Origin of the sequence: Paraburkholderia sp. GAS32, from assembly GCF_050434225.1 — a bacterium.
Taxonomy (GTDB): Bacteria; Pseudomonadota; Gammaproteobacteria; order Burkholderiales; family Burkholderiaceae; genus Paraburkholderia; species Paraburkholderia madseniana.
Genome location: NZ_JBNPVS010000007.1, coordinates 62,616 through 83,886, shown reverse-complemented (window position 1 = coordinate 83,886; position 21,271 = coordinate 62,616). Strand labels below are relative to the sequence as shown.

Here is a 21,271-nt window from a genome sequence, read left to right as displayed (position 1 = left end):
GATGCGTCGTTGCAGGGACAGGGGCGCTCGCGAGATGGTCCACGGCGCGCAGCGCGGTTTTACGATGATCGAAGTGCTGGTGGCGCTGGCGATCATCGCGATTGCGTTGGCGGCGTCGTTGCGCGCGGTAGGGAGTCTGGCGAGCGGTGAAGCCGATCTGCATCGACGGCTGCTGGCGGGATGGAGCGCGGACAATACGCTGGCGCAACTTCATTTGACGCACGGCTGGCCGAATGTTGGCTCGACGAGCTTTGACTGCTCGCAGGGCAATTTGGAGTTGATCTGTACCGAGCATGTGACGGCGACGCCGAATCCGGTGTTTCGTCGGGTGGAAGTGATGGTGACGACGCCGGGGCGTTCCGGCAATCTCGCCCAGATGGTCACGGTGGTCGCGAATGAAAACAACCGTTCGCTCTGAGCGCCGCGGCCGATCGGGCGTGCGTGGTTTCACGCTGATCGAGTTGCTGGTCGCGATTGCGATCATGGCGGTGATTGCGGTGCTGTCGTGGCGCGGGCTGGACCAGATCATTCGTGGCCGGGAGACGATCACGAACGCGATGGAAGACGAGCGCGTCTTTGCGCAACTGTTCGACCAGATGCGGATCGACGTGCGGCAGGCCGCGTCGGATGATGAGTCTGGACAGGCGGCCGTGTCGGTTAGTGGCAACGTGCTGCAGATCGTGCGGGAGATGGTATTGCCGGGGACGGCGCCGCGGTTGCAGCTGGTGAGGTATCGCGTGTCCGAGGGGCGCGTGGTGCGATATGCATCGCCGCCGCTGGGGAACGTAGGCGAGTTACGGAGCGCGTTGCGCGGTGGTGAGGGGAATGGCTGGACGGCTGTGCCTTTGATGGGGGGCGTCGGGGCTATTTCTGCTCGGCTGTATGTGCCGAAGGTTGGCTGGACCACGCAGATGAAGGATGTGCAGAGTGCGATTACGGAAAACGATAATAATTTGAAGGTGCCCCAGTTGGGGAATGCGCCGCTGCCGCGGTCGGTGACTGGGCTGGAAGTGAGTGTTGGGGGTAAGTCGTTGGCGCGGCCTGTAACGCGGGTTTTTCTCGTCGGAGAATGAGTATGAGGTTCTCTTTTTTGTCTCCGCGACGCTCTGGGGTTTTGGGTTTTTTGTTGTCTTCGCGACGCTCTGGGTTTGGGCGCGTGCGCGCGTGCCTTTCGGTTTGGTCTTCTTTGCCTGCTTGGCGGTTTTGTCTGCACGCTTGCGGTGTTGGCCTTTCCTTGATTTGCTATCGGTCTATTAGCGTTCCCCCTGTGCGGGGGGGCACCTACTTTTCTTTGCCGCCGCAAAGAAAAGTAGGCAAAAGAAAGCGGCTCAAACCGCTAATGCTAAGTGGGCACCGTAGCCTGCAACGGGTAGTGGTGCATCTGGAATCTGTGTTCGTGCACCTACTTGCGCTAGTGACAAGGGCGTCATACCTCCCGTCTCGCACTACGTGCTCGCCGGAAGAGCAATTCAACAAACCAGTGGTTCGCTTGGTTCTACCCCGCTCGCAATTGCTGCCTTTCTGTTCAGGCGCGCGTGCAAATCGCAACGAACCAATCAGGCGCCTCGCCGAGGCGAAGCCGACGGCTCCCGCGGCGCGGGAGCCTGCCCCCTGGTTTTCTGAATTACTCTTCGGCGCGCGCAGCGCCGCCGGAAGTATGACGCCCTTGTCAATAACGCCGAATGTGAGAGAACACAGATTCCACGGAGCCACTAGCGGTTCTGAGCTACGGTTCCCGCTTAGCATTAGCGGTTTGAGCTGCTTTCTTTTGCCTACTTTTCTTTGCAGCCGGCAAAGAAAAGTAGGTGCCGCCCCGCACAGGGGCAACGCTAATAGACCACTAGCAAAACAAGGAAAGGCCAACACCGCAAGCGCACAGACAAAAGCGCAAAGCAGGCAAAAAAGCAAATCAAAGCCCAACGCCGTAGGCAAACACCCAAGCGCCGCGCAGGCAAACCAACAAGGCGCAGCCATCATCAGTGCCCTACTAGTAGTCGCGCTATCAGCGATATTAGTTTCGGGCATGCTCTGGCGCCAGCAAGTCCAAATCCGAAGGATAGAAAACCAACGCCTCCTCTCCCAGGCGCAATGGGTCGCCCGCGGCGCGCTGGACTGGACGCGCCTGATCCTCCGCTCCGAGGGCGACACCTCAGCAGGCATCACCTACCTGGGTGGCCTTTGGGGCGTCCCCATCGCCAAAACCCGCCTGTCGGATTTCCTTGGACAAATCGGCGAAGTCAGAGCCGAACAAGGCCAGGCAACCTATCTCTCAGGTTCAATCGAAGACGCCCAGGCGAAATTCAACCTCCGTAATCTGGTCTCGAGCCCCGCGCCGGGCGTCATGCAGATCAACACGGAGCAGATCGGCGCCTATCAGCGCCTGCTGGTATCCCTCGGCGTGAATAGCCAACTGGCAAAGAACACCGCAGTGCAGATGCGCGCGAGCCTCGGTCAATCGGCGACACGCTTCCAGACCGTTACGTCCACTACCGGCGCGTCGACAGCTCCAATTACCGCGGGTGGCGGCGCCACGAGCGGCAGCTTCACCGACAAACCCGGTATGGAAGACGGCGACGACAACGCGGCCGTCGCGCCGCTGCAAATGACCAGCGTCGATTCACTGCTGGATATCCCCGGCTATACGCCGGAAATGATCGCCCGCTTGCGGCCATTCGTCACCGTGCTGCCGACGGTGTCGGCGGTCAACATGAATACGGCCTCCGCCGAAGTGATCGCGGCGATCGTGCCGGGGATGAACCTGTCCGCCGCGCAAGCCTTCGTCGCGCGTCGGCAGACGGTGTTTTTCCATAACGTCAGCGATGTGCAACTCGCCTTGCGCGGCGCCGGCGTACAGTCGGTCTCGGTCGACCCGAGTGAAATGGACGTCAACACGAACTACTTTCTGATCCACGGCCGCGTGCAGCACGAACGCGCGGAAGTGGACCGCACGACCCTCGTCTATCGCGACGCATTGACTCACACTACGCGTATCGTGCGGGTACAAGACCAACTATGAATAACGCCTTTCCCAGAGAGAGTGGCCTTTGAGCACACTGATCGTCCTACTGCCGCCGCGTGATCCGGCGGTGCCATCGCAGGAATGGCAACTGCCGGAGTTGCCGTTCGTGTTGCTCGACAAGTCGGGCCGCACCCAACGCGCGGGCCGCTCGGCGCTCGCGCTGCTGCCGCGCGCTGCGTCGACGGTGCTGATGGTCGCCGCCCGCGACCTGCTGATGATGCCCGCCAAGCTGCCGCCCTTGCGCGGCCCGAGGTTGCGTCAGGCGCTGCCGAATGTCGTCGAGGATCAGCTGATCCAGGACCCGCAAACCTGTCACATCGCCGTCGATCCGCAACCGATCGCGGGCGGCCGGCAGTTGCTCGCGATCATCGATCGCGGCTGGTTCCGCTTCATCTGCGAAGCCTTTGCCGCCGCCGGTCATCGCAGCGTGCGCGCCGTGCCGGTCACGCGCTGTCTGCCGCAAGCCGTCGCGCTCGACACGCCCGCCGAAGTCGCGGAAATGGTCAACGCAGGCGAGCCAGTCATGGCGGGCTCGGCGAACGTGGCAACGTCGCTGCCGGGCGTGGCGCCGGTGATGGCGCCTGGCGTCGCGTCGGTCGTGCCGATGGTGGCGGCCGTGCTCGGCGCCGTCGCCCAGACCGCGCCCGCATTGCTGCTCGGGAGTGCGGTCGAAAGCGCGCCGATCAGTGGTACGCCGCGCGTCGAGCTGGCTATCGCGCGCGGCGTGCAAGGCGAAGGGCTGGCGGTGCCGGCTAACGCCGTGAACGCGACGCTCAGCGCGCTCGCCGGCGCGGCGCCAATTTCGCTGTACATGCTGACGGAAGTGCCCGGCAACGAGCCGAGTCTCGCAGCAGCCAGCCCGGCGAAGCTCGCGGCTCATATCCATGGGGCCAGCCCGCTGCCGTTCGAGCAACTCGCCCGCCGCGCGCTGGAGTGCCGCTTCGACCTGTGTCAGTTCGAGTTCGCCTCGCAGCCGTGGCGGCTTGACCGTGCGACGCTGCGGCGTCTGCGCCTGCCGGTCGCGCTGGCTGTCGGCGCGCTGGTGATCGCGATTATCGGCGCGAACGTGCAGTGGCTGATGCTCGCGCGTCAGCGCGACGCGATCAACACGCAGATGACCGAGCTGCTCCTCAACGCCTTCCCCAAAACGACGGTCGTGCTCGATGCGCCCGATCAGATGTCGCGGCAGTTGCAACAATTGCGGGTGGCGGCGGGTGAGTTGTCGCCGGACGATTTTCTATCGCTCGCCGATGGCCTCGCGCGTTCGTTGGCGCCAGTGCCGGTCAACGGTATCGCCGCGCTCGACTATCACGACCGGCGGCTCGATGTGACCTTCAAGCCCGAGGTGAAACTCGATGCCGATTTCGCCAAACGTCTCGCGCGCAACGGCCTGACCGGCGCGATCGACAGCAATACCGGCAAGTGGACCATCAGGAACGGACAATGAAAGCTGAACTCGCCCAAAGCTGGGCTGGATTCTGGGACCAGCGCACCGAACGCGAAAAAACGCTGCTGGCATGGGGCGGCGGGGTGCTGGCCGTGGTGATCGCGTGGTCGGTGCTGTGGGCGCCGGCGCAGGATGGCCGCGCGCATCTGCGTGAATCGCTGCCAACCTTGCAGCGTCAGTTGGCGCAGATGACTGCGCAGGCGAACGAAGCGCGCCAGCTCTCCGCTGCGGCTCAAGGTGTCGCGCCGACCGGCGCGGCGCTGAAGGACGCGCTCACCGCCTCGCTCGGCGATCACGGCCTTGCCGCGACCCAGGTGCAGGTGATCGGCAACATGGTGCAGATCCAGATGAAGAACGTGGCGTTCCCCGCGTGGACGAGCTGGGTCGACGATGCGCGCAAGCAGTTCAAGGTGCAGGTCGCCGAGGCGCACGTGACCGCGCTCAAGGAAGACGGCCAGGTGGATCTAACGGCGTCGATGCAGCCATCTACCGCGAAATGACCGCGCCGTTACAGGATTTCGCATGACTTACTGGATGCGGCGCCTGCGGGTCGCGCTACCCTGGCTGGCGGTCGCGGTGCTGGCGAACGCAGTCGTGATGCTCACGTTGTTGCCGGCCGCCTGGATTACGCCGCAGTTCGCCAGACAAACCCATGGCCACGTCAATCTCGTCAATCCGTCCGGTTCGCTGTGGCACGGCTCGGCCACGCTGATGCTCGCCGCCGGTTCCGACATGAGCGCGGCGACCCTGCTGCCGGGGCGGATCGAATGGCGCACGGCGTTCTGGCCGCTCTTCACCGGCCGTGTGCGGATGACCATGCGGCACAGCGAAGCGATGCCCGACCCGATCACCGTCGATGCGACCCTGCGCAGCGCGACCATTACGCCGGGTGCGATGGCGGTGCCGGCTTCGCTGCTGAGCGGCCTCGGCGCGCCGTTCAATACGCTCGATCTGCAAGGTGACGTGCGCCTCGCATGGTCCGATTGGCGCAGCTTCAATCAGGAAGCGTTCGGCCAGTTGACCGTGACCCTGAACGATGTCAGTTCGCGCGTCTCGCTGGTCAAGCCACTGGGTTCTTACCGGCTGTTGTTCCAGGCGCAGGGTGCGTCGTCCACGCTGGATCTGACGACCCTGAAGGGGCCACTGATGCTGACTGGCAATGGCACGGTGTCAGCCGTCTCGACATCGTTTCGAGGGACGGCCAGCGCCGCCCCGGAAGCGCGCGACAACCTCGCGGGACTGCTGAATCTGTTGGGCCGGCCAAGCGGACCGGATACGGTCGCATTGACGTTCGCGCACTGAGGCGCCGGTTGCAAGAAAAAGAGGCATGGCTGCATTGCGCGGCTATGCCTCTTTTGCTTTGACTTTACGAGTCCCTTGCCTAGTTGCTCTGCGCCGATTGCGGCGCGGCTCCGCTTTGTGCCACCGGCGTCGCCGACGCTGCCGGCTGCGGCGCGGGCGCCGCCATATCGCCCGTTTCGCGGTTCATTTGCGACACGTCCCAGCCGCCGCCGAGCGCCTTCACCAGACCCACCGACGACACCATGCGCTGCCCGGCGATGTTCTCCAGCTTTTGCTCAGCCAGGAAGGCCGTGGTCTGCGCGGTCAGCACGTTGACGTAGCCGACCGTACCCGCCTTGTATTCGTTCGTGACGATGGCCAGCGCCTGACGCGCTGAATCCACCGCTTGCTGCTGCACGACGATTTCCTGTTCGAGGATGCGCTGCGAGGCGAGATTGTCCTCGACGTCCTGGAACGCGGCCAGAATCGTTTGACGGTACGCCGCGACGTTCTGGTCGTAGGCAGCGCGTGCGGCTTCAGTCTTTGCCTCACGCAGGCCGGCGTCGAAGATCGTGGCGGCGAGTTGCGGGCCGAGCGTCCAGAAGCGCGACGGCGCGGTCAGCAATTGCGAGAACACCGAACTCTGGAAGCCACCCGTGGCCGACAGCGTCAGCGTCGGGAAGAACGCGGCGATCGCGACGCCGATCTGTTCGTTCGCCGCCGCCGCCTTGCGCTCAGCCGATGCGATATCCGGGCGCCGCTCGAGTAGCGCCGACGGCATCTGCTCGGGCACGGCGGGCGGCGTGGCGGTGAGCGGCATCGGCGGAATCGAGAAGGTCGAGGCCGGTTCGCCGACGAGTACGGCGATCGCGTGCTCGTCCTGCGCGCGCTGCACTCCGTTGTCGATCGCGGCCGCCTGGGCCGATTGCAACTGCGTTTGCGCCTGGATCACGTCCGAGCGCGCGGCGACGCCGGCCGCGTACTGGTTCTGCGTGAGTTGCAGTGACTGCTGATAGGCCGCGACGGTGTCGTCGAGCAGCTTCTGGGTGGAGTCGAGCGAGCGCAGTGAGAAATAGGTTTGAGCGAGCGTGGCCTGGGCGGACAGCCGCGCATTCGCCAGATCGGCGGCGGCGCCCTGCTGACCGGCTTTCTGCGAGTTGACCGAACGCGTAACCGAGCCCCACAGGTCCGGCTCCCAGCTTGCGTCGAGTTGCGCGTTGAAGCTGTTGCTGACGCTGGAGCGGGTTGAGTTGCCACTGGACGACGAACCGTTGCCTGAGCGCGTGGCGCCTGCCGATGCACCGATGGTCGGGAAATATGCCGCGCGTGCTTCGCCCACCAGCGCACGTGCCTGGCGATAGGCGGCTGCAAATTGGGCGACGGTCTGGTTCGACGCGTTCAGTTGGTCTTCGAGCGCGTTGAGTTGCGGGTCCTGGTAGATAGTCCACCAGTCGCCGCGGTCGTGCTGATCGGCCGGCTGGGCGACTTTCCAGCCGGGCGCGGCTTCCTTGTAGGACGCGGGGATCTCGGCCGCGGGCCGCTTGTAGTCGGGGCCGACCACGCAACCAGCCAGCACGGTGGCGAGGGCCGCGGCTACCGCGATAGTCAGGGCGCGGGGCGCAAGCGTCCGCGCGCGCGAGATTCGTTCAAACTGCATGCAATGGATTCCTTCTGGACGCCGCAGTGCGGCCGATGGCGGCACTGCCGACCGGGCGAGATCATGGCTCTGCCGGGATGTTAGCGTATGGGACCGCTTGGGCGCGGGAAACTGAAAGGGTAATGCGGGGGGAGGCGGAGGTGTGTTACTTAGCGTGTCGGGATGGTTACGTGCTGTTACCGGCCTGGCTGCCTTTGGCGACGGAAACGCGCCGCGCAGGCAACAAAGGCCGGTTCCACGACTAGAGAGTCAAACTCGCGAATCCGATGACGTGGGTTGCCGGGCCTGCTTGCCAGCCGCAGCCCGGCACGGCGCGCCTGAGCGTGCCGGGCAAGGGCCAACCGGGCTTGCAGCAGCAGCAGCGGTCGCGACGACACTCCCCGCCGCAATGACGGACCCCACCGGTTCCACCGGGACGATCTTGGTCCCCTTCTGCCCTCGCCGATGCTCCACCCACGCCAACATCGCGACTCCCACTGATCCACCGGGTAGGACGAACAGCACGGCGAACAACGCCAGCTTCCACCAGCGATGCGGACCTTGAAAGCTGCTCAGCGCGGAATCGGTCAGGGAGCGGCTCAAGCCGCCAAGGGTGTTTTTGAGGTACAGCATCGGGGAAATCCTTTTGGCACGGCGCCATTGCGGCGTGCAGACAATCGGTCAGAACATGGTCTCGGGTGGCGCGGGTCGCGCGTAACTCGTTGCCTATAATAATATTGACTATGCAATTAAATTTCAAGATACTTTGCTTCGCGCGCTGTCGCGGTGTTGTTTTTTGCGCCGTTGGCACGACGCGAAATGAAATCTGACTTGTCTGCTTAGGCAGCTAGAATCCGTTCTGCTTGACGATGTTCCCGGATACACGATGCCCGACGGCCCTTACAACGCGGACGAGATTCACCTCGAATCGAGTCTCGGCTATTACCTGACGAAAGCGCGAAACGTGCTTGTCGAGCGGATGGACCGTGCGGTCAAACCGTTAGGACTGACCGCCCAGCAAATCGGCGTGATTCTGGTGTTATCCGCGCAGCGCGCGAGCACGCCGTTCGAGTTGTCGCGCGTCATGTCATACGACAGCGGATCCATGACGCGTCTGCTCGATCGCCTTGAAAAGAAAGGCTTTATCGTGCGCACGCGCAGCGACGCCGACCGCCGGATGGTCAAGCTGGAGCTGACGCCGCAGGGCCACGAGGCGGCGCGGCAATTGCCCAGTCTGGGAGCCGCCGTGCTGAACGAGCAGTTGCGCGGATTTTCCGCCGCCGACCACGCCACTCTGCTCGACCTGCTCGGCCGTTTCATTGCGAACGGGATCGACGAGGGAACCAGCGCGTGTTGCGGCCTCGGACCATCGCTGGAATCGCTGGAATCGCTGGAAGACTCACCCGAAGAACCTCCGCCAGGTCACGGCGGGCAGTAACCAAGAGGCGCTTTTGAAAGCGTCATCGTTTGAAAATGTCTGTCTGGGCAGAGGGTGATCCGGCATGTAAGCGCGCCACTTGAAGGGTGCGATAAAGCTGCCGCGACAAGCTTTCCCGGCTGAGGAGAAACACACATGGCTGCCACGGCTCCCGCCGACGCCCTACCCGCTGCCGAACCCACTCCGCTCAAAGGCGGGGTGCTGGCGTTGCTTACCGTCGGTCTCGCGCTCGGCACGTTCATGGAAGTGCTCGACACCTCGATCGCGAACGTCGCCGTGCCGACCATTTCCGGCAGCCTCGGCGTGGCGACCAGTCAGGGCACCTGGGTCATCTCGTCGTATTCCGTGGCCTCGGCGATCGCGGTGCCGTTGACCGGGTGGCTTGCACGGCGCGTTGGCGAGGTGCGACTGTTCACGCTGTCCGTTCTGCTTTTCACGATCGCCTCGGCGCTGTGCGGCTTCGCGCACAACTTCGAGTCGCTGATCGCGTTCCGGCTCCTGCAAGGGCTGGTCTCGGGGCCGATGGTCCCGCTTTCGCAGACGATTCTGATGCGCTCGTACCCACCGGAAAAGCGCGGGCTTGCGCTCGGCCTTTGGGCCATGACCGTGATTTGCGCGCCGATTTTCGGGCCCGTGATGGGCGGCTATATCACAGACAACTACACGTGGCCGTGGATCTTCTACATCAACGTGCCGATCGGGTTGTTCTCGGCGGTGTGCGCGTTCCTGCTGCTGCGTGGCCGCGAAACCAAGGTCACCAAACAGCGCATCGATGCGGTCGGCCTCACGCTGCTCGTGATCGGCGTGTCGTGCCTGCAGATGGTGCTCGACCTCGGTAAGGATCGCGACTGGTTCAACTCGACGTTTATCATCACGCTGGCCATTATCGCGGTGGTGTCGATTGCGTTCCTGCTGGTGTGGGAGATGACGGACAAGGAACCCGTTGTCGATCTTTCGCTGTTCAAGGATCGTAACTTCGCACTCGGCGTGGTGATCATTTCATTCGGGTTTATGGCGTTCTTCGGGTCAGTGGTGATTTTCCCACTCTGGCTGCAGACGGTGATGGGGTATACCGCCGGGCTTGCCGGTTTGGCGACGGCACCGGTCGGCATTCTCGCGCTGTTTTTGTCGCCGATGATCGGCAAGAACATGCATCGGCTGAACCTGCGTGTGGTGGCGAGTTTTGCGTTCATCGTGTTTGCGTTTGTGTCGTTCTGGAATTCGACTTTTACGCTCGATGTGCCGTTCAATCATGTGATCTGGCCGCGGTTGGTGCAGGGTATTGGCGTTGCCTGTTTCTTTGTGCCGATGACTACTATTACGCTGTCCAGCGTGTCGGATGAGCGGCTTGCTAGTGCTTCCGGGTTGTCGAACTTTTTTCGGACTTTGTCTGGGGCGATTGGGACGGCTATTAGTACGACGTACTGGGAGAATGACACCATCTATCATCATGCGATGTTGACTGATTCTGTGAACGTTTATGCGGCTAATACGAATGCCTATACCAACGCGTTGGGGAGTCTCGGGCTTTCTGGTGATAGCCTCACCGCTCAGTTGAATCAGGTTGTTACTGCGCAGGCTTATATGATGGCCACTAATGACTTTTTTCGTATTTCTTGTGCGGCGTTTCTTGTGCTTGCTGTGCTTGTTTGGGTTACTAAGCCTCGGAAGGGGGTTGGGGCTTCGATGGGGCACTGAAGGTTTTTTTGCCTTCGGCGGTGGTGGTTTTTTTGTTGGGTTGTTGGTGTGGTTGAGCTCTGTGTTTGTGCTCCTGGGGCTTTGGCCTTTCCTTGAATTGTTAGTGGTCTATTAGCGTTGCCCCTGTGCGGGGCGGCACCTACTTTTCTTTGCCGGCTGCAAAGAAAAGTAGGCAAAAGAAAGCAGCTCAAACCGCTAATGCTAAGCGGGGCCTGCGGTCTGCTGCGGGTAGTGGTGCATCTGGAATCTGTGTTCGTGCACCGGCATACGCCAGTGACAAGGGCGTCATTCTTCCGGCGGCGCTGCGCGCGCCGAAGAGTACTTCTTAAAACCACTCGTCATGCTTTTGCGTTGTCGGGTGGTAGCGTCTGATTTCTTGTGTGCAAAGCCAATCGGATTGTTCTACACGCGGTGTCTGGTGCAGCGATCCTCGTAGAGGATCGCGAACTGGTTCGTCGCTGACTGCGTTGCCGCTTTTTCCTCTCCTACTGCGTTATCGCTTCCCCGCTCGTTCCCGGGACCGATTGTCCCTGCAATGCATCGGGGTGCATCGCCGTTGGTGCTGGTTGCGATGGTTTTGTGTCGCTCTGCGGCGCGCCCGGCGTGTTGCCTCGTACGTATTGCTTGAAGTCGGCGCCCGCCTCCCATGGGTTTGGTTTGCAACCCATTGAGCCGTCGCAATGTGCGGCGAAGCCAATCGTTGCTGTGCCGTCCGGGTTCGGCGTGCGCGTTATCTGGTACGCCAGCGCGCGCTTGCCGCCGTCCGGGCCCGATGTCTGGATCAACGTGTCAGTCGAAGACTCGATCTTGTACGTCGAATGGCCCGCTACCCACGTCTGCGCTCGCTGCCACCAGATATCACACTCGGCCTTGCTCGAACACGTCAACGGCGTCGTCGCGATCTGCATCACGTCCGGGTTCACCTGACCCTGCGTCGAACACCCCGCCGCCACTATGCACACTACGGCCAACAGACCTTTTTTCATCGCCTTGAAGCCTCCCGCTCTGGAGCGTGTCGTCTAAGTTGGACCGCATCCCCGGCACGGTGTTTCATGTCCATTTGCGAATGGCTAAACGAACGGTGATTTTGCCGATACAGTTGGGCCGACGGCGGCGCTTTGCGTAGACGTTACCTGTGCCCAATAAAAAGCGGCCCGCCAAGGCCGCTTCGTGCTTCACAAATGAAAATGCCGCTCAGCGTTAACTGAACGGCATTAGTCACCAGGCTGCTTTTTCCGGCGCGCTGCCTACGTTCGTCGTCGTTTAGACGCTAAACCGGTTCAACGTGTACGCCCTGTAGGCCGCGACGAATGCGTCGAATGAACCCACCTCTTCTCGCTCAAGCTTGGCCTGCTCTGCAAGCGATTGCGTAGCGAGGTCGGCGAATTCTTTCGTCTGCGCGGCATCCAGCGGGCGCGCGCGGAAATAGGCGGCGTGCGCTTCGCTTTGCTCGAGGCCAAAGGTGAGGAAGCTCTGCTGCTTGTCGCGCATCGTCTGTAATACGCGTGCAGACGGTGTCAGCGAGGCATCCGCCAGTTTTGCCCGTTGAACCGCCACGGCGCGTGCGTGTGAGTCGCCGCCATGCAGCGCGTCGAGTGTTGCCGCGGCTGCGTCGATCTTGACCAGTAGTTCGTTCGCCCAATCTGTCATCGCGATCGGGTTGCCGTCGCGCGTCAGTTCGAGGCCCGGTTTGCGGCCTTCCATCGTCACGCGGCCGAAGTTCTGATTGGCCTCCGCGTACGCGTCCGGCGGCAGCGGTGCGCTGTCGTCGAGCGCGCAGACCAGCAGGTAGGCGTCCAGAAAACGCGACGTCTCCAGTGAAATGCCGGTCGGCTCGAATGGATCGATGTCCATGCAGCGCACTTCGACGTATTGCACGCCGCGGGCAGCCAGCGCATGCAGCGGACGCTCGCCGGGATACGTGACGCGCTTCGGACGGATCGTCGAATAAAACTCGTTTTCGATCTGCAGCACGTTCGTGTTGATCTGCACCCACTCGCCGTCGCGCTGCGTGCCGATCGCTTCATACGCGGGATACGGCTGGCTCACGGCCTTCGCGAGTGCGTCCAGGTAGCCCGGCAAGGTGTCGTAGTCGGCGTGCAGCGCCGCTTGCGCCGTGGTGTTCGAGTAGCCGAGGTCGCTCATGCGCAAGCTGGTCGCGTACGGGCGATACAGCGTGTCGGCGTCGAAGGTTTCGAGCGTGTGTTGGCGATCGCGCAGGAATCGGCGATCCAGTGCCGGCGATGCGCCGAACAGGTACATCAACAGCCAGTTGGTACGGCGGAAATTGCGGATCAGCGCGAGGTAACGGTCGGACTGGAAATCGACGGCGTTGGCCGTGGATTGCTGGTCGGCATGCAACACCCGCCACACTTCTTCGTTCAGCGAATAGTTGTAGTGGATGCCCGCAATGCACTGCATCGTGCGGCCGTAACGGAGCGCGAGGCCAATGCGGTACACGTACTTCAGTTTGCCGATATTCGACGTGCCGTAATGCGCGATCGGAATGCCTTCGTCCGTTTCGGGCAGCAGGCCCGGCATCGAGTTGTTCCACAAGATCTCGTCGCCGAGTTCAGCGTAGACAAAACGATGCAGCGTATCGAGCTTCTCGAGCGTGATCGCGACATCGTGTTCAGCCGGCGTGATCAGTTCGAGCAGCGCTTCGGAATAGTCGGTGGTGAGCGACGGATGCGTGAGCGCCGAGCCGAGCGCGCGCGAATGCGGCGTCATGGCGAGCTTGCCGTCGTGCGTTACGCGCAAGCTTTCCCTTTCGATGCCGCGCAGGCCGCGTATCAGCGCGTCGCGCTGTGGGCCTGTGGTCAGCACGGACAGGCGGTGCGAGAACGCGTCGTTCGTGCGGGAAGGTGTCGTGTTTGGCATTGATGCGAGTCGGGCGTTGTCGGCCGCCATGTGCCGCTTCACTGCTTAGGTGCAGCACTGCGCGGTTGACAACGTTCGGCGGAATTTTCGGGTAGCGGGCACTTTAACATCTCGCCACGACGGCTGCTTGAGGCCGCTTCGGACGGCCTTCCGACGACACAACCTGGCCTGATTTCAGCACGGTTCAGCACGAAAGGGGCTGCCCTGCGCCTTACGCTACCCTTCACGCGCCCGACGCGCGATTCGCGTGGCGTCGTCCGAGTGCTGCCGCCGAGCTAGCCGCCTGCCCACGGTCCGTCGGTTCCGTGCGGCCCTCCTCCCGGACCGCCACACGATCTCAGCCGCCGCGCGCGGCGCCGGCCCGATCCGCCACCTCGTTCCACAGGTGCATTGCCGCGTACGCGCGCCACGGCCGCCACGTGTCGGTGCGGGTGCGTTGCTGCGTGGGCCGCACGAGCGCCGGATCGCGCGCGCAGATCGACTGCATCAGCACGAGGTCCCATGCGGGCCAGGCGTCGGCGTCACGCCATGCACGCATCGCTACATACTCGACGGTCCATGGCCCGATGCCAGGCAATGCGAGCAAGGCTGCGCGCAGGCTGTTGGCATCGGCGACGTTGCTGTCGAGCGGCACGTCGCCCGAAGCGACCGCCTGCGCAAACCCTTGCAACGCCGCTACGCGTTTACCCGGCATGCCGATCTTTTCCAGATCCACCGCCGCGAGCGCGGCGGGCGTCGGAAAGCGCCACGCGGTGTTCTCATGCGGATGACCCTCGATGCGCTCGCCGGCACGCTGCACCAATCGTCCGATGATGGTGGTCGCCGCCTTCACGCTGACCTGCTGCCCGACGATCGCGCGCACCACCAGCTCGAAGCCCGACCACGCGCCCGGTACGCGCAATCCCGGCACGGCTTCGATCAACGGCGCGAGCCATGGGTCGGCGGCCAGTTCAGTGCCGATTTTCTTCGGGTCGGCGTGCAGGTCGAACATCCTCGCGATCGGCGCGGCGAGCGCGTCGGCGTGACGGCTCGCAGGACCGTCGATGTTCGCAACGATGCAGCGCTTGCGCGGATGCAGGCGCACGGTCAGCGTGCCACTGTCGCCGGCCCAATCGATCGCGCGGCGATAGGCGCCGTCTTCGACGGCTTCGACACCGGGCGTCGCGCGTCCGCCGAAAAAGCGCAGCAGGCGCGGCCAGTCGAAGGGTGGTTTGAAGGGCAGTTCGAGTGTTGCGACGTCGTCAAGCGTGCTCACGCGGCATGGTCCAGGTTGGTGGTGGTGGTTGCGATGGCCGCGTGCTCGCGGCGATTGGGTTCGTCGCGCGAAACGTCGCCTGCGTGCTGGGCTTCGTTGTCGAGCAGTGCGGCCTTTCGCGGCAGGCCCCAGCGGTATCCCGCCAGCGCCCCGCCCTTCTGCAGGACCCGGTGACATGGAATCGCCAGCGCGACCGGATTCGTCGCGCACGCGCTTGCCACCGCGCGCACGGCCCGCGGTGAGCCGACCGCTTCCGCGATCTGCGAATAGCTGCGCGTCTCACCGTAGGGAATGCGCCGCAGCGCATCCCATACACGTTGCCGGAACGCGGTGGCGGCGATATCCAGCGGCAGATCGAAGTCCTGGCGGGTGCCGCGCAGATAGGCGTCGATCTGGGCGATGAACGGTGCGAGCCGCGTTGCGTCTTCGACCAGTCCGGCGTTGGCGAACTCACCGCGCAGATCGTCGACGAGTATTGCGGCATCGTCACCGAAACTGATTTTGCAGATGCCTTTGTCGGTTGCCGCGATCAGCACGAAGCCGAGCGAGGTCGACGCGCTGGCGTAGCGCACGGTAAGCCCGGCGCCTTTGCGGCGAAACGCGGATGGCGCCATGCCCAATTCGGCTGAAGCGCTGTCGTACATCCGCGATGGCGAGCCGAAGCCGGCGTCGAGCGTGGCGCGCGTCACGTCCGACCCGCTCTGCAGCGCATCGCGCAACGCGGCGCCGCGCTGTGCGGCCTGATACTGACGCGGCGAGACGCCGACCACGCGCTTGAACAGACGCTGCAAATGGAACGGGCTGACGTGCACCGCGTCGCTCAACTGCGCGAGCGTTAGGCGCTGCTGCGGATCGGCATCCAGCGCAGCGCAGGCGCGATTGACGATCTCCAGCTCGCGCGGCAGGCCGCCGGGCTGGCAACGCTTGCAATCGCGATAGCCCGCGGCGCGCGCGGCGTTTGCGTCGGCGAAGAACGCGACATTTTCACGGCGCGGCTGGCGTGACGCGCACGACGGGCGGCAGAACACGCCCGTCGTTTTGACGGCGTAGAAGAACGCGCCGTCGGCCTGCGGCTCGCGGCGGGTGACGGCTTCCCAACGTTCGGCGTCTGTGGCCCAGCGCGGCGTGCTGACGGCGGCTTCGTTGCTGGTCTCGGTAAGATCAGTGCGGTTCATGATGGTCCCGGAAAGGCGGTGTCGATGCTCACCAATGTAGGCCGCATGCCGACACACTACGCCCCGGTTCTTGCTCTGTCATTGCGCTTCCTCGTAGGGCCGGAAGCCCCGCCGGTCGCCCGTTTCGCCTCCAACTGCGACAATTTAGCCCGATATCGGGTTTTCCCTTAAAAAGTTATTGCGTCGCATCAACCCCATGTGTATATTAGTACCTGTCTCCTCCATGTCTCCTCCTGATATGGATTCAGCCCGCTCCACATAGAGCGGGCTTTTTTTCGTCTGAACATTTTTGATCTGCCCCTCGTGGCGGGTTCATCGCCCGCTCTCGCGGCGCCGTCCTTTCTCCTACACTGGTGGCTGTTCATCCGTTCTGCGAGCAAGCCTTGGGGGCGTTCGATATGAAAATCCACATTCGCGAGATCGATCACATCGTCATTCGGGCGTCGAACGTTCCGCAGATGACGCGCTTTTACTGCGAGGTGCTCGGTTGCAGCATCGAGAAGGAGCAGCCCGATCTGGGGCTGACGCAGTTGCGCGCGGGGCGCTCGCTGATCGACCTGCTAAAGGTCGGCGCCAAGCTCGATCACCCCGAAAACGGCGTGCCGGGCGCGGGGCGGAATATGGACCACGTGTGTTTGCGGGTTGAGCCGTTCGACGCCGAGGCGCTCAAGGCGCATCTGGCCGAACACGGCGCGCGGCCCGGCGAGGCGGCTTTGCGCTATGGCGCGGATGGGTTTGGGCAATCCCTGTATCTGTTCGACCCGGAAGGCAATATGGTCGAGCTCAAAGGGCCGCCCGAAGCGTCGCGTGTGACGTCGCTGTAACGGGCGCTGCCAAGGCCTTTACCAGGCTACCAGGCGTCGGCGGGCGCCTTCAACACCGTCCACTCGATCTTCACCGCATCGGCTTCAGCGCTACCGAGCCATGCTTCGCCGTCCTGCACGGTGCATTGCAGACGCATGGTCCGTTCGGCCAGCGAGCCGAGCGCGGCGGCGACGTCTTCGCCGAGCGTCCATACCGTCACATTGCGCATGCGTTCGACCTTGCTGCGCACGCCTTGCCACCAGATGTCCGACGTGCGGCCGCCATAGGCGATCACGATCACCTCGTTCGAGCGGCCGCTCGCCTTGGCAATGCGCCGTTCGTCCGGCTGGCCGACTTCGATCCAGGTTTCGATCGCGCCGGTGAGGTCCTTCTGCCAGAGGTCCGGTTCGTCGACGTCCGACAAACCTTTGCAGAATTCGAGGCGTTCCTGCGCGAACAACGCGAACGCGGCGACGCGGACCATCATCCGTTCGTCGGTTTCCGAGGGATGGCGGGCGATCGTCAGGGAATGGTCGGCGTAATAGTGCCGGTCCATGTTGGCGATCTGGAGTTCCGCCTTGTAAATCGTCGATTTGAGAGCCATGCCGTTACTAAACCAGGCGCTCGCTCCACCGGAGCGAACAGAAAAAGAATCGTCGACGGCGCGTTGCCGTGTTCCGTGTTTGTTGTACATCGCGTGTTCCTCCCGAGCCGAAAAAGCCGGCTACTGTTGCGACTATCGCAACGGGAGAAGCATTTATCGCGCCACTGTCGGCTCGAAAGCGGTGCCATACACCCCGGCAGCGGCTTCCCGTAAGGCTTCCAGCACGACGGAGGCCGCTGGCGAAAGCAGATGCGACTGGCGCGTGATGATACCGAATGTATCCATTCTGCACGGTAAATCGATCGGTACCTGCTTGAGAACACCATACTGTTGGTACTGACGCGCCACTTCGTCAGGTAAAACCGCCAACATGTCGCTTTGAAGTAATAAGCTCGAAATCGCCAAAAAATTGTTGGTATTGACGACGTTTTGAGGCGGATTCAGTCCGATCTGCGAAAACATCAGGTCAAAGCGATGACGCAGAACGCTGCCCGGCGGGTGCAAAACCCAACTCGCGTTGACGATTCCGCGCAGTGTCAAACTTGTTTCATTTTCGAGAGCATGGCCGGGACGCGCCACCACGCACAGCGGCTCGTCGGCGAGCGGTTCGTAGCGGACTTCCGTCTTGAACTGGTTCTGCCGCTCCAGTACCCGGCCGATCATGATGTCCAGCTCGCCTTCGGCGAGCTTCGGCAGCATCACGTCCGACGTTTCCACTTCCACCCAGATTTGCAACTGCGGATAGCGTTCCTTCACGCTGGCGATGGCGCGCGGCACCATCGTTGCAGCGGCCGCGGCGATCACGCCGATCCGCACCTGGCCGGCCAGACCGGCGCGCAGCGCCGAGATTTCATCGTGTGCGTGGCTGAGATTCGAAAGCACCATGCGCGCGTGACGGATCATCACTTCGCCATACAGCGTGGCGTGCATGCCGTGCGGCGTGCGGTCGAACAGACTCACCTCCAGCATGTCCTCCAGCTCTTTCAGGAGCCGCGACGCGGCAGGCTGGGTCATGCCGAGCACGTCGGCAGCGCGCCGGACGTTGCCCTCCTCTTCCATTGCTGCGAGCAGCAGCAACTGTCGCGTCTTGAGCCGCGCCCGCACGAACCAGTTCGAGTAGCTACGCGTCATGGCCTGTCTCCCTATGCAGCTCGATGCCGTCTGTCGGACGATTTGCCGTCGTTGAGTCTCCATCATGCCATATCGAAATTGATATCGGGATGGCCGAAAAAGGGATTGGAAAGTTATTGGGGTGGCTCATACCATTCGTGGACTTTCTGAGCTTCCCCATGTGGCGCCCTCCCGTCGATGAATCGCGATCCGCTCGTCCCGCTCGTTGCCAGTCCGTTCCGCCATTACATCAATGGCGGATGGGAGACGGGCGCGACCACCGGCGTGTCGCTCAATCCGTCGGATCTGGATGAACCGGTCGGCGACTACGTCCGGGCCGATGCAAGGCAAACCGATACGGCCATCGAAGCGGCCAGCGCGGCGTTCCGCGAATGGTCCCTGGGTTCGGCGCAGCGCCGCGCGGATGCGCTCGATGCGATCGGCAGCGAGATGCTGGCACGGCGTGACGAACTCGGCCGGCTGCTCGCGCGCGAGGTCGGCAAGCCGATGCCGGAGGCCTTGACCGAAGCCACGCGCGCCGGCCAGATTTTCAAGTTCTTCGCCGCCGAGGCACTCCGCGCGTTTGCCGAACCCGTGGCGGCGGCGCGCGCCGGCGTCGAGATCGATGTGACGCGTGAACCGCTCGGCGTTATCGGCATCATCGCGCCGTGGAGCGCGCCGCTGGCGATTGCCGCCGCCAAGATCGGCGCTGCCCTCGCCCACGGCAATTGCGTGGTCTTCAAACCGGCCGAATCGGCAGCGGGTTGCGCGGCGGCGCTGGCATCGATCGTCAGCCGCGCAGGTTTGCCGGCCGGCGTATTCAATCTTGTGATCGGCAGCGGCCGACAGGTCGGCGCGCGGATCGCCGCGCATCCGTTGGTGGCGGCGATCAGTTTCACTGGGTCGGCAGAAACCGGCACACGTGTCCTGCAGGTTGCGGCTGCAAGGCAAGCACGCGTGCAACTGGAAATGGGCGGCAAGAATCCCTTCGTGGTGCTGGCCGATGCCGACCTCGACAGCGCCGTCGATGCAGCCCTCAGCGGCGCCTATGGTTCCACCGGCCAATGCAGTACGGCTGCGTCGAGGTTGATCGTCGAACGTGCGGTGTTCGAGCCGTTCGTCGACGCATTGCGGGCGAAGCTCGCGAGACTCAACGCCGATCACGCACTGAAGCACGGCACGGATATGGGCCCGGTCGCCAACGCCGCGCAGCTGGAGCGCAATCTCGACTACGTGCGCGTTGGTCAGGAGGAAGGCGCGCAACTGCTGCACGGCGGGCGTCAGTTGGAGCGCGCGACACGCGGCTACTTTTTCGAACCGGCTTTGTTTATCGGCGAACCCGAACATCGCATCGCACGCGACGAGATCTTCGGTCCACTCGCTGTCGTGTTGAAAGCCGACGACTACGACCACGCGCTGCATCTCGCGAACGACACCGCTTACGGTCTATGCGCCGGCATCTGCACGCGCTCCTTGAGCCGCGCGCGGCATTTCCGCCGCCACGCGCAATGCGGCCTCGTCACGATCAATCTGCCGACGACCACCATCGAGCATCACGCGGCTGGTGGCGGTCGCAAGGCATCGGCCTACGGCGCAACCGATGCAGCGTTCTGGACGGCCGTGAAAACGGCCTACGTTGCGGGTTGATGGCCATGAGACTCGCTTACCACGCCACATCTCCCACGGCTCATTCCGCTGCCCGTAGCAGCGCCGTAGCCGCCGTGTATCTCGCAGTTCACTCGGCCGCGAATCTCATCGCTCAGCATGCCGCGCATTGCTCGGCGCACGCTGCCGCGATTCGAACGGCTTACCCCATCGCCCATCCACGCCCCGGCTGACGCCGCCGTGCATTCCCTGCTGCAAATAAACGAAACCAATGCAGCTTTTCAACCTCAGGAGACAAGTATGACCAGCAAGCTTCGCCGTTTGACGCTATCCGCGATCGCCGCCGCGGCTCTCGCCGCGCCCTTTGCCGCACAATTCTCCGCACGCGCCGATCAGCCGCTGAAAGTCGGCTTCCTCGTGAAGATGCCGGAACAGGCGTGGTTCATCAACGAACAGAAAGCCGCCACCGCGCTCGGCCAGAAGGACGGCTTCGCGGTGGTCAACATCGGCACGCCGGATGGCGAGAAAGTGCTGGCCGCGATTGATAACCTCGGCGCGCAAGGCGCCAAAGGTTTCGTGATCTGCGCGCCCGACGTGCGGCTCGGACCGGCGATCCAGGCGCGTGCGAAGCGTTACAACATGAAGTTCGTCACCGTTGACGATCAACTGGTCGACTCCACCGGCAAGCCGCTGCCGAACGTGCCGCATCTGGGCATGTCCGCGTTCAAGATCGGCAATCAGGTCGGCACGGCGATCTCCGAAGAGATGAAGCGCCGCGGCTGGAAGCCGGAAGAAGTCGGCGCGCTGCGCATCACGAACTACGAACTGCCGACCGCCAAACTGCGCACCGACGGCGCAACGGAATCGCTGTTGGCCGGCGGCTTCAAGAAGGAAAACATCTTCGACGCGCCGCAAAAGACGACCGATGACGAAGGCGGTTTCAACGCATCGTCGCCCGTACTCGCGCAGCATCCGAACATCAAGAAGTGGGTGATCTTCGCGTTGAACGAGGAAAGCGTGCTGGGCGGCGTTCGCGCAACTGAACAACTGCACATTCCGGCGGCGGACGTGATCGGCGTGGGCATCAACGGTGCGGGCGAAGCGTTTGCCGAGTTCCAGAAGAAGGAACCGACGGGCTTCTACGGCACGATCGCCGTGAGCTCGACGATGCACGGCAAGGAGAGCACGGAGAACCTCGTCGAGTGGATCAAGGACGGCAAGCAGCCGCCCGCCGACACGCAAACCACCGGCAAGCTGATGGTGCGCGGCAACTGGCAGGACGTGCGTAAAGAGCTCGGAATTTAAGCGGTATTCGAGTC

General features: G+C 63.1%; 19 protein-coding genes. 11 read left to right on the top strand and 8 right to left on the bottom strand.

Features of this window, described 5'->3' with window-relative positions; all coding sequences use genetic code 11:
- The first annotated feature begins 1 nt into the window (after position 1).
- From gspI to P3T25_RS11015, 6 genes are all read left to right on the top strand, one after another.
- Positions 2-418: a type II secretion system minor pseudopilin GspI gene (gene gspI / locus P3T25_RS11040; RefSeq protein WP_154558754.1), complete on the top strand. Its 417-nt coding sequence runs from the start codon at positions 2-4 to the stop codon at positions 416-418.
- Positions 396-1,073: a PulJ/GspJ family protein gene (locus P3T25_RS11035; RefSeq protein ID WP_429358092.1), complete on the top strand. Its 678-nt coding sequence runs from the start codon at positions 396-398 to the stop codon at positions 1,071-1,073. Before gspI ends, P3T25_RS11035 begins: the two co-directional genes overlap by 23 nt.
- 680 nt (positions 1,074-1,753) lie before the next feature.
- Positions 1,754-3,016 (top strand): type II secretion system minor pseudopilin GspK, encoded by a 1,263-nt coding sequence (gene gspK / locus P3T25_RS11030; protein ID WP_429358091.1) that lies wholly within the window; start codon positions 1,754-1,756, stop codon positions 3,014-3,016.
- Positions 3,017-3,044: 28 nt separating this feature from the next.
- Positions 3,045-4,466 (top strand): type II secretion system protein GspL, encoded by a 1,422-nt coding sequence (gene gspL, locus P3T25_RS11025; RefSeq protein WP_429358090.1) that lies wholly within the window; start codon positions 3,045-3,047, stop codon positions 4,464-4,466.
- Positions 4,463-4,966, top strand: a complete 504-nt coding sequence (locus P3T25_RS11020) for a type II secretion system protein M (RefSeq protein ID WP_054042756.1) — start codon at positions 4,463-4,465, stop codon at positions 4,964-4,966. Before gspL ends, P3T25_RS11020 begins: the two co-directional genes overlap by 4 nt.
- A gap of 22 nt (positions 4,967-4,988) precedes the next feature.
- Positions 4,989-5,768: a type II secretion system protein N gene (locus P3T25_RS11015; protein WP_171925280.1), complete on the top strand. Its 780-nt coding sequence runs from the start codon at positions 4,989-4,991 to the stop codon at positions 5,766-5,768.
- Between the two features lie 79 nt (positions 5,769-5,847).
- On the opposite strand, the gene P3T25_RS11010 is transcribed toward P3T25_RS11015, so the two are convergent.
- Positions 5,848-7,404: an efflux transporter outer membrane subunit gene (locus P3T25_RS11010; RefSeq protein WP_429358089.1), complete on the bottom strand. Its 1,557-nt coding sequence runs from the start codon at positions 7,402-7,404 to the stop codon at positions 5,848-5,850.
- 249 nt (positions 7,405-7,653) lie between these two features.
- Entirely contained in the window at positions 7,654-8,016 is a 363-nt protein-coding gene (locus tag P3T25_RS11005; RefSeq protein ID WP_429358088.1) for a hypothetical protein, read from the bottom strand.
- Positions 8,017-8,269: 253 nt separating this feature from the next.
- On the opposite strand from P3T25_RS11005, the gene P3T25_RS11000 reads away from it, so the two are divergent.
- Both P3T25_RS11000 and P3T25_RS10995 read left to right on the top strand, forming a co-directional pair.
- Entirely contained in the window at positions 8,270-8,821 is a 552-nt protein-coding gene (locus tag P3T25_RS11000) for a MarR family winged helix-turn-helix transcriptional regulator (RefSeq protein WP_429358087.1), read from the top strand.
- Positions 8,822-8,956: 135 nt separating this feature from the next.
- The gene (locus tag P3T25_RS10995; RefSeq protein WP_429358086.1) at positions 8,957-10,519 is read left to right on the top strand and encodes a DHA2 family efflux MFS transporter permease subunit; all 1,563 of its coding nucleotides are present in this window, start codon (positions 8,957-8,959) and stop codon (positions 10,517-10,519) included.
- A gap of 485 nt (positions 10,520-11,004) precedes the next feature.
- Here the strand turns inward: P3T25_RS10995 and P3T25_RS10990 are convergent, their stop codons facing one another.
- The 4 genes from P3T25_RS10990 to ada all read right to left on the bottom strand — a co-directional run bounded on the left by P3T25_RS10990 (position 11,005) and on the right by ada (position 15,829).
- The gene (locus tag P3T25_RS10990; protein WP_154558762.1) at positions 11,005-11,505 is read right to left on the bottom strand and encodes a hypothetical protein; all 501 of its coding nucleotides are present in this window, start codon (positions 11,503-11,505) and stop codon (positions 11,005-11,007) included.
- A 277-nt stretch (positions 11,506-11,782) separates the two neighbouring features.
- Positions 11,783-13,399, bottom strand: coding sequence for a glutamate--cysteine ligase (gshA, locus tag P3T25_RS10985; RefSeq protein ID WP_429358085.1), 1,617 nt, complete (start codon positions 13,397-13,399; stop codon positions 11,783-11,785).
- Between the two features lie 337 nt (positions 13,400-13,736).
- Positions 13,737-14,654: a DNA-3-methyladenine glycosylase family protein gene (locus P3T25_RS10980; protein ID WP_429358084.1), complete on the bottom strand. Its 918-nt coding sequence runs from the start codon at positions 14,652-14,654 to the stop codon at positions 13,737-13,739.
- A complete protein-coding gene (ada, locus tag P3T25_RS10975) occupies positions 14,651-15,829 on the bottom strand; it encodes a bifunctional DNA-binding transcriptional regulator/O6-methylguanine-DNA methyltransferase Ada (protein WP_429358083.1) in 1,179 nt (392 codons plus the stop codon). The genes P3T25_RS10980 and ada overlap by 4 nt, the downstream gene beginning before the upstream one ends.
- 398 nt (positions 15,830-16,227) lie before the next feature.
- On the opposite strand from ada, the gene P3T25_RS10970 reads away from it, so the two are divergent.
- Positions 16,228-16,653, top strand: a complete 426-nt coding sequence (locus P3T25_RS10970) for a VOC family protein (protein ID WP_171925271.1) — start codon at positions 16,228-16,230, stop codon at positions 16,651-16,653.
- Positions 16,654-16,679: 26 nt separating this feature from the next.
- Here P3T25_RS10970 and P3T25_RS10965 read toward each other — a convergent pair whose 3' ends face one another.
- Both P3T25_RS10965 and P3T25_RS10960 read right to left on the bottom strand, forming a co-directional pair.
- Positions 16,680-17,237, bottom strand: a complete 558-nt coding sequence (locus P3T25_RS10965) for a YaeQ family protein (protein ID WP_154558807.1) — start codon at positions 17,235-17,237, stop codon at positions 16,680-16,682.
- Positions 17,238-17,390: 153 nt separating this feature from the next.
- Complete coding sequence (locus P3T25_RS10960; protein ID WP_429358082.1) at positions 17,391-18,368, bottom strand: LysR family transcriptional regulator; 978 nt, start codon at positions 18,366-18,368, stop codon at positions 17,391-17,393.
- Between the two features lie 177 nt (positions 18,369-18,545).
- On the opposite strand from P3T25_RS10960, the gene P3T25_RS10955 reads away from it, so the two are divergent.
- Together P3T25_RS10955 and P3T25_RS10950 are read left to right on the top strand one after the other, a co-directional pair.
- On the top strand, positions 18,546-19,994 hold the full coding sequence (locus P3T25_RS10955) for an aldehyde dehydrogenase family protein (protein WP_429358081.1): 1,449 nt from the start codon (positions 18,546-18,548) through the stop codon (positions 19,992-19,994).
- Between the two features lie 258 nt (positions 19,995-20,252).
- Entirely contained in the window at positions 20,253-21,257 is a 1,005-nt protein-coding gene (locus P3T25_RS10950) for an arabinose ABC transporter substrate-binding protein (protein ID WP_266238830.1), read from the top strand.
- Positions 21,258-21,271 lie beyond the last annotated feature (14 nt).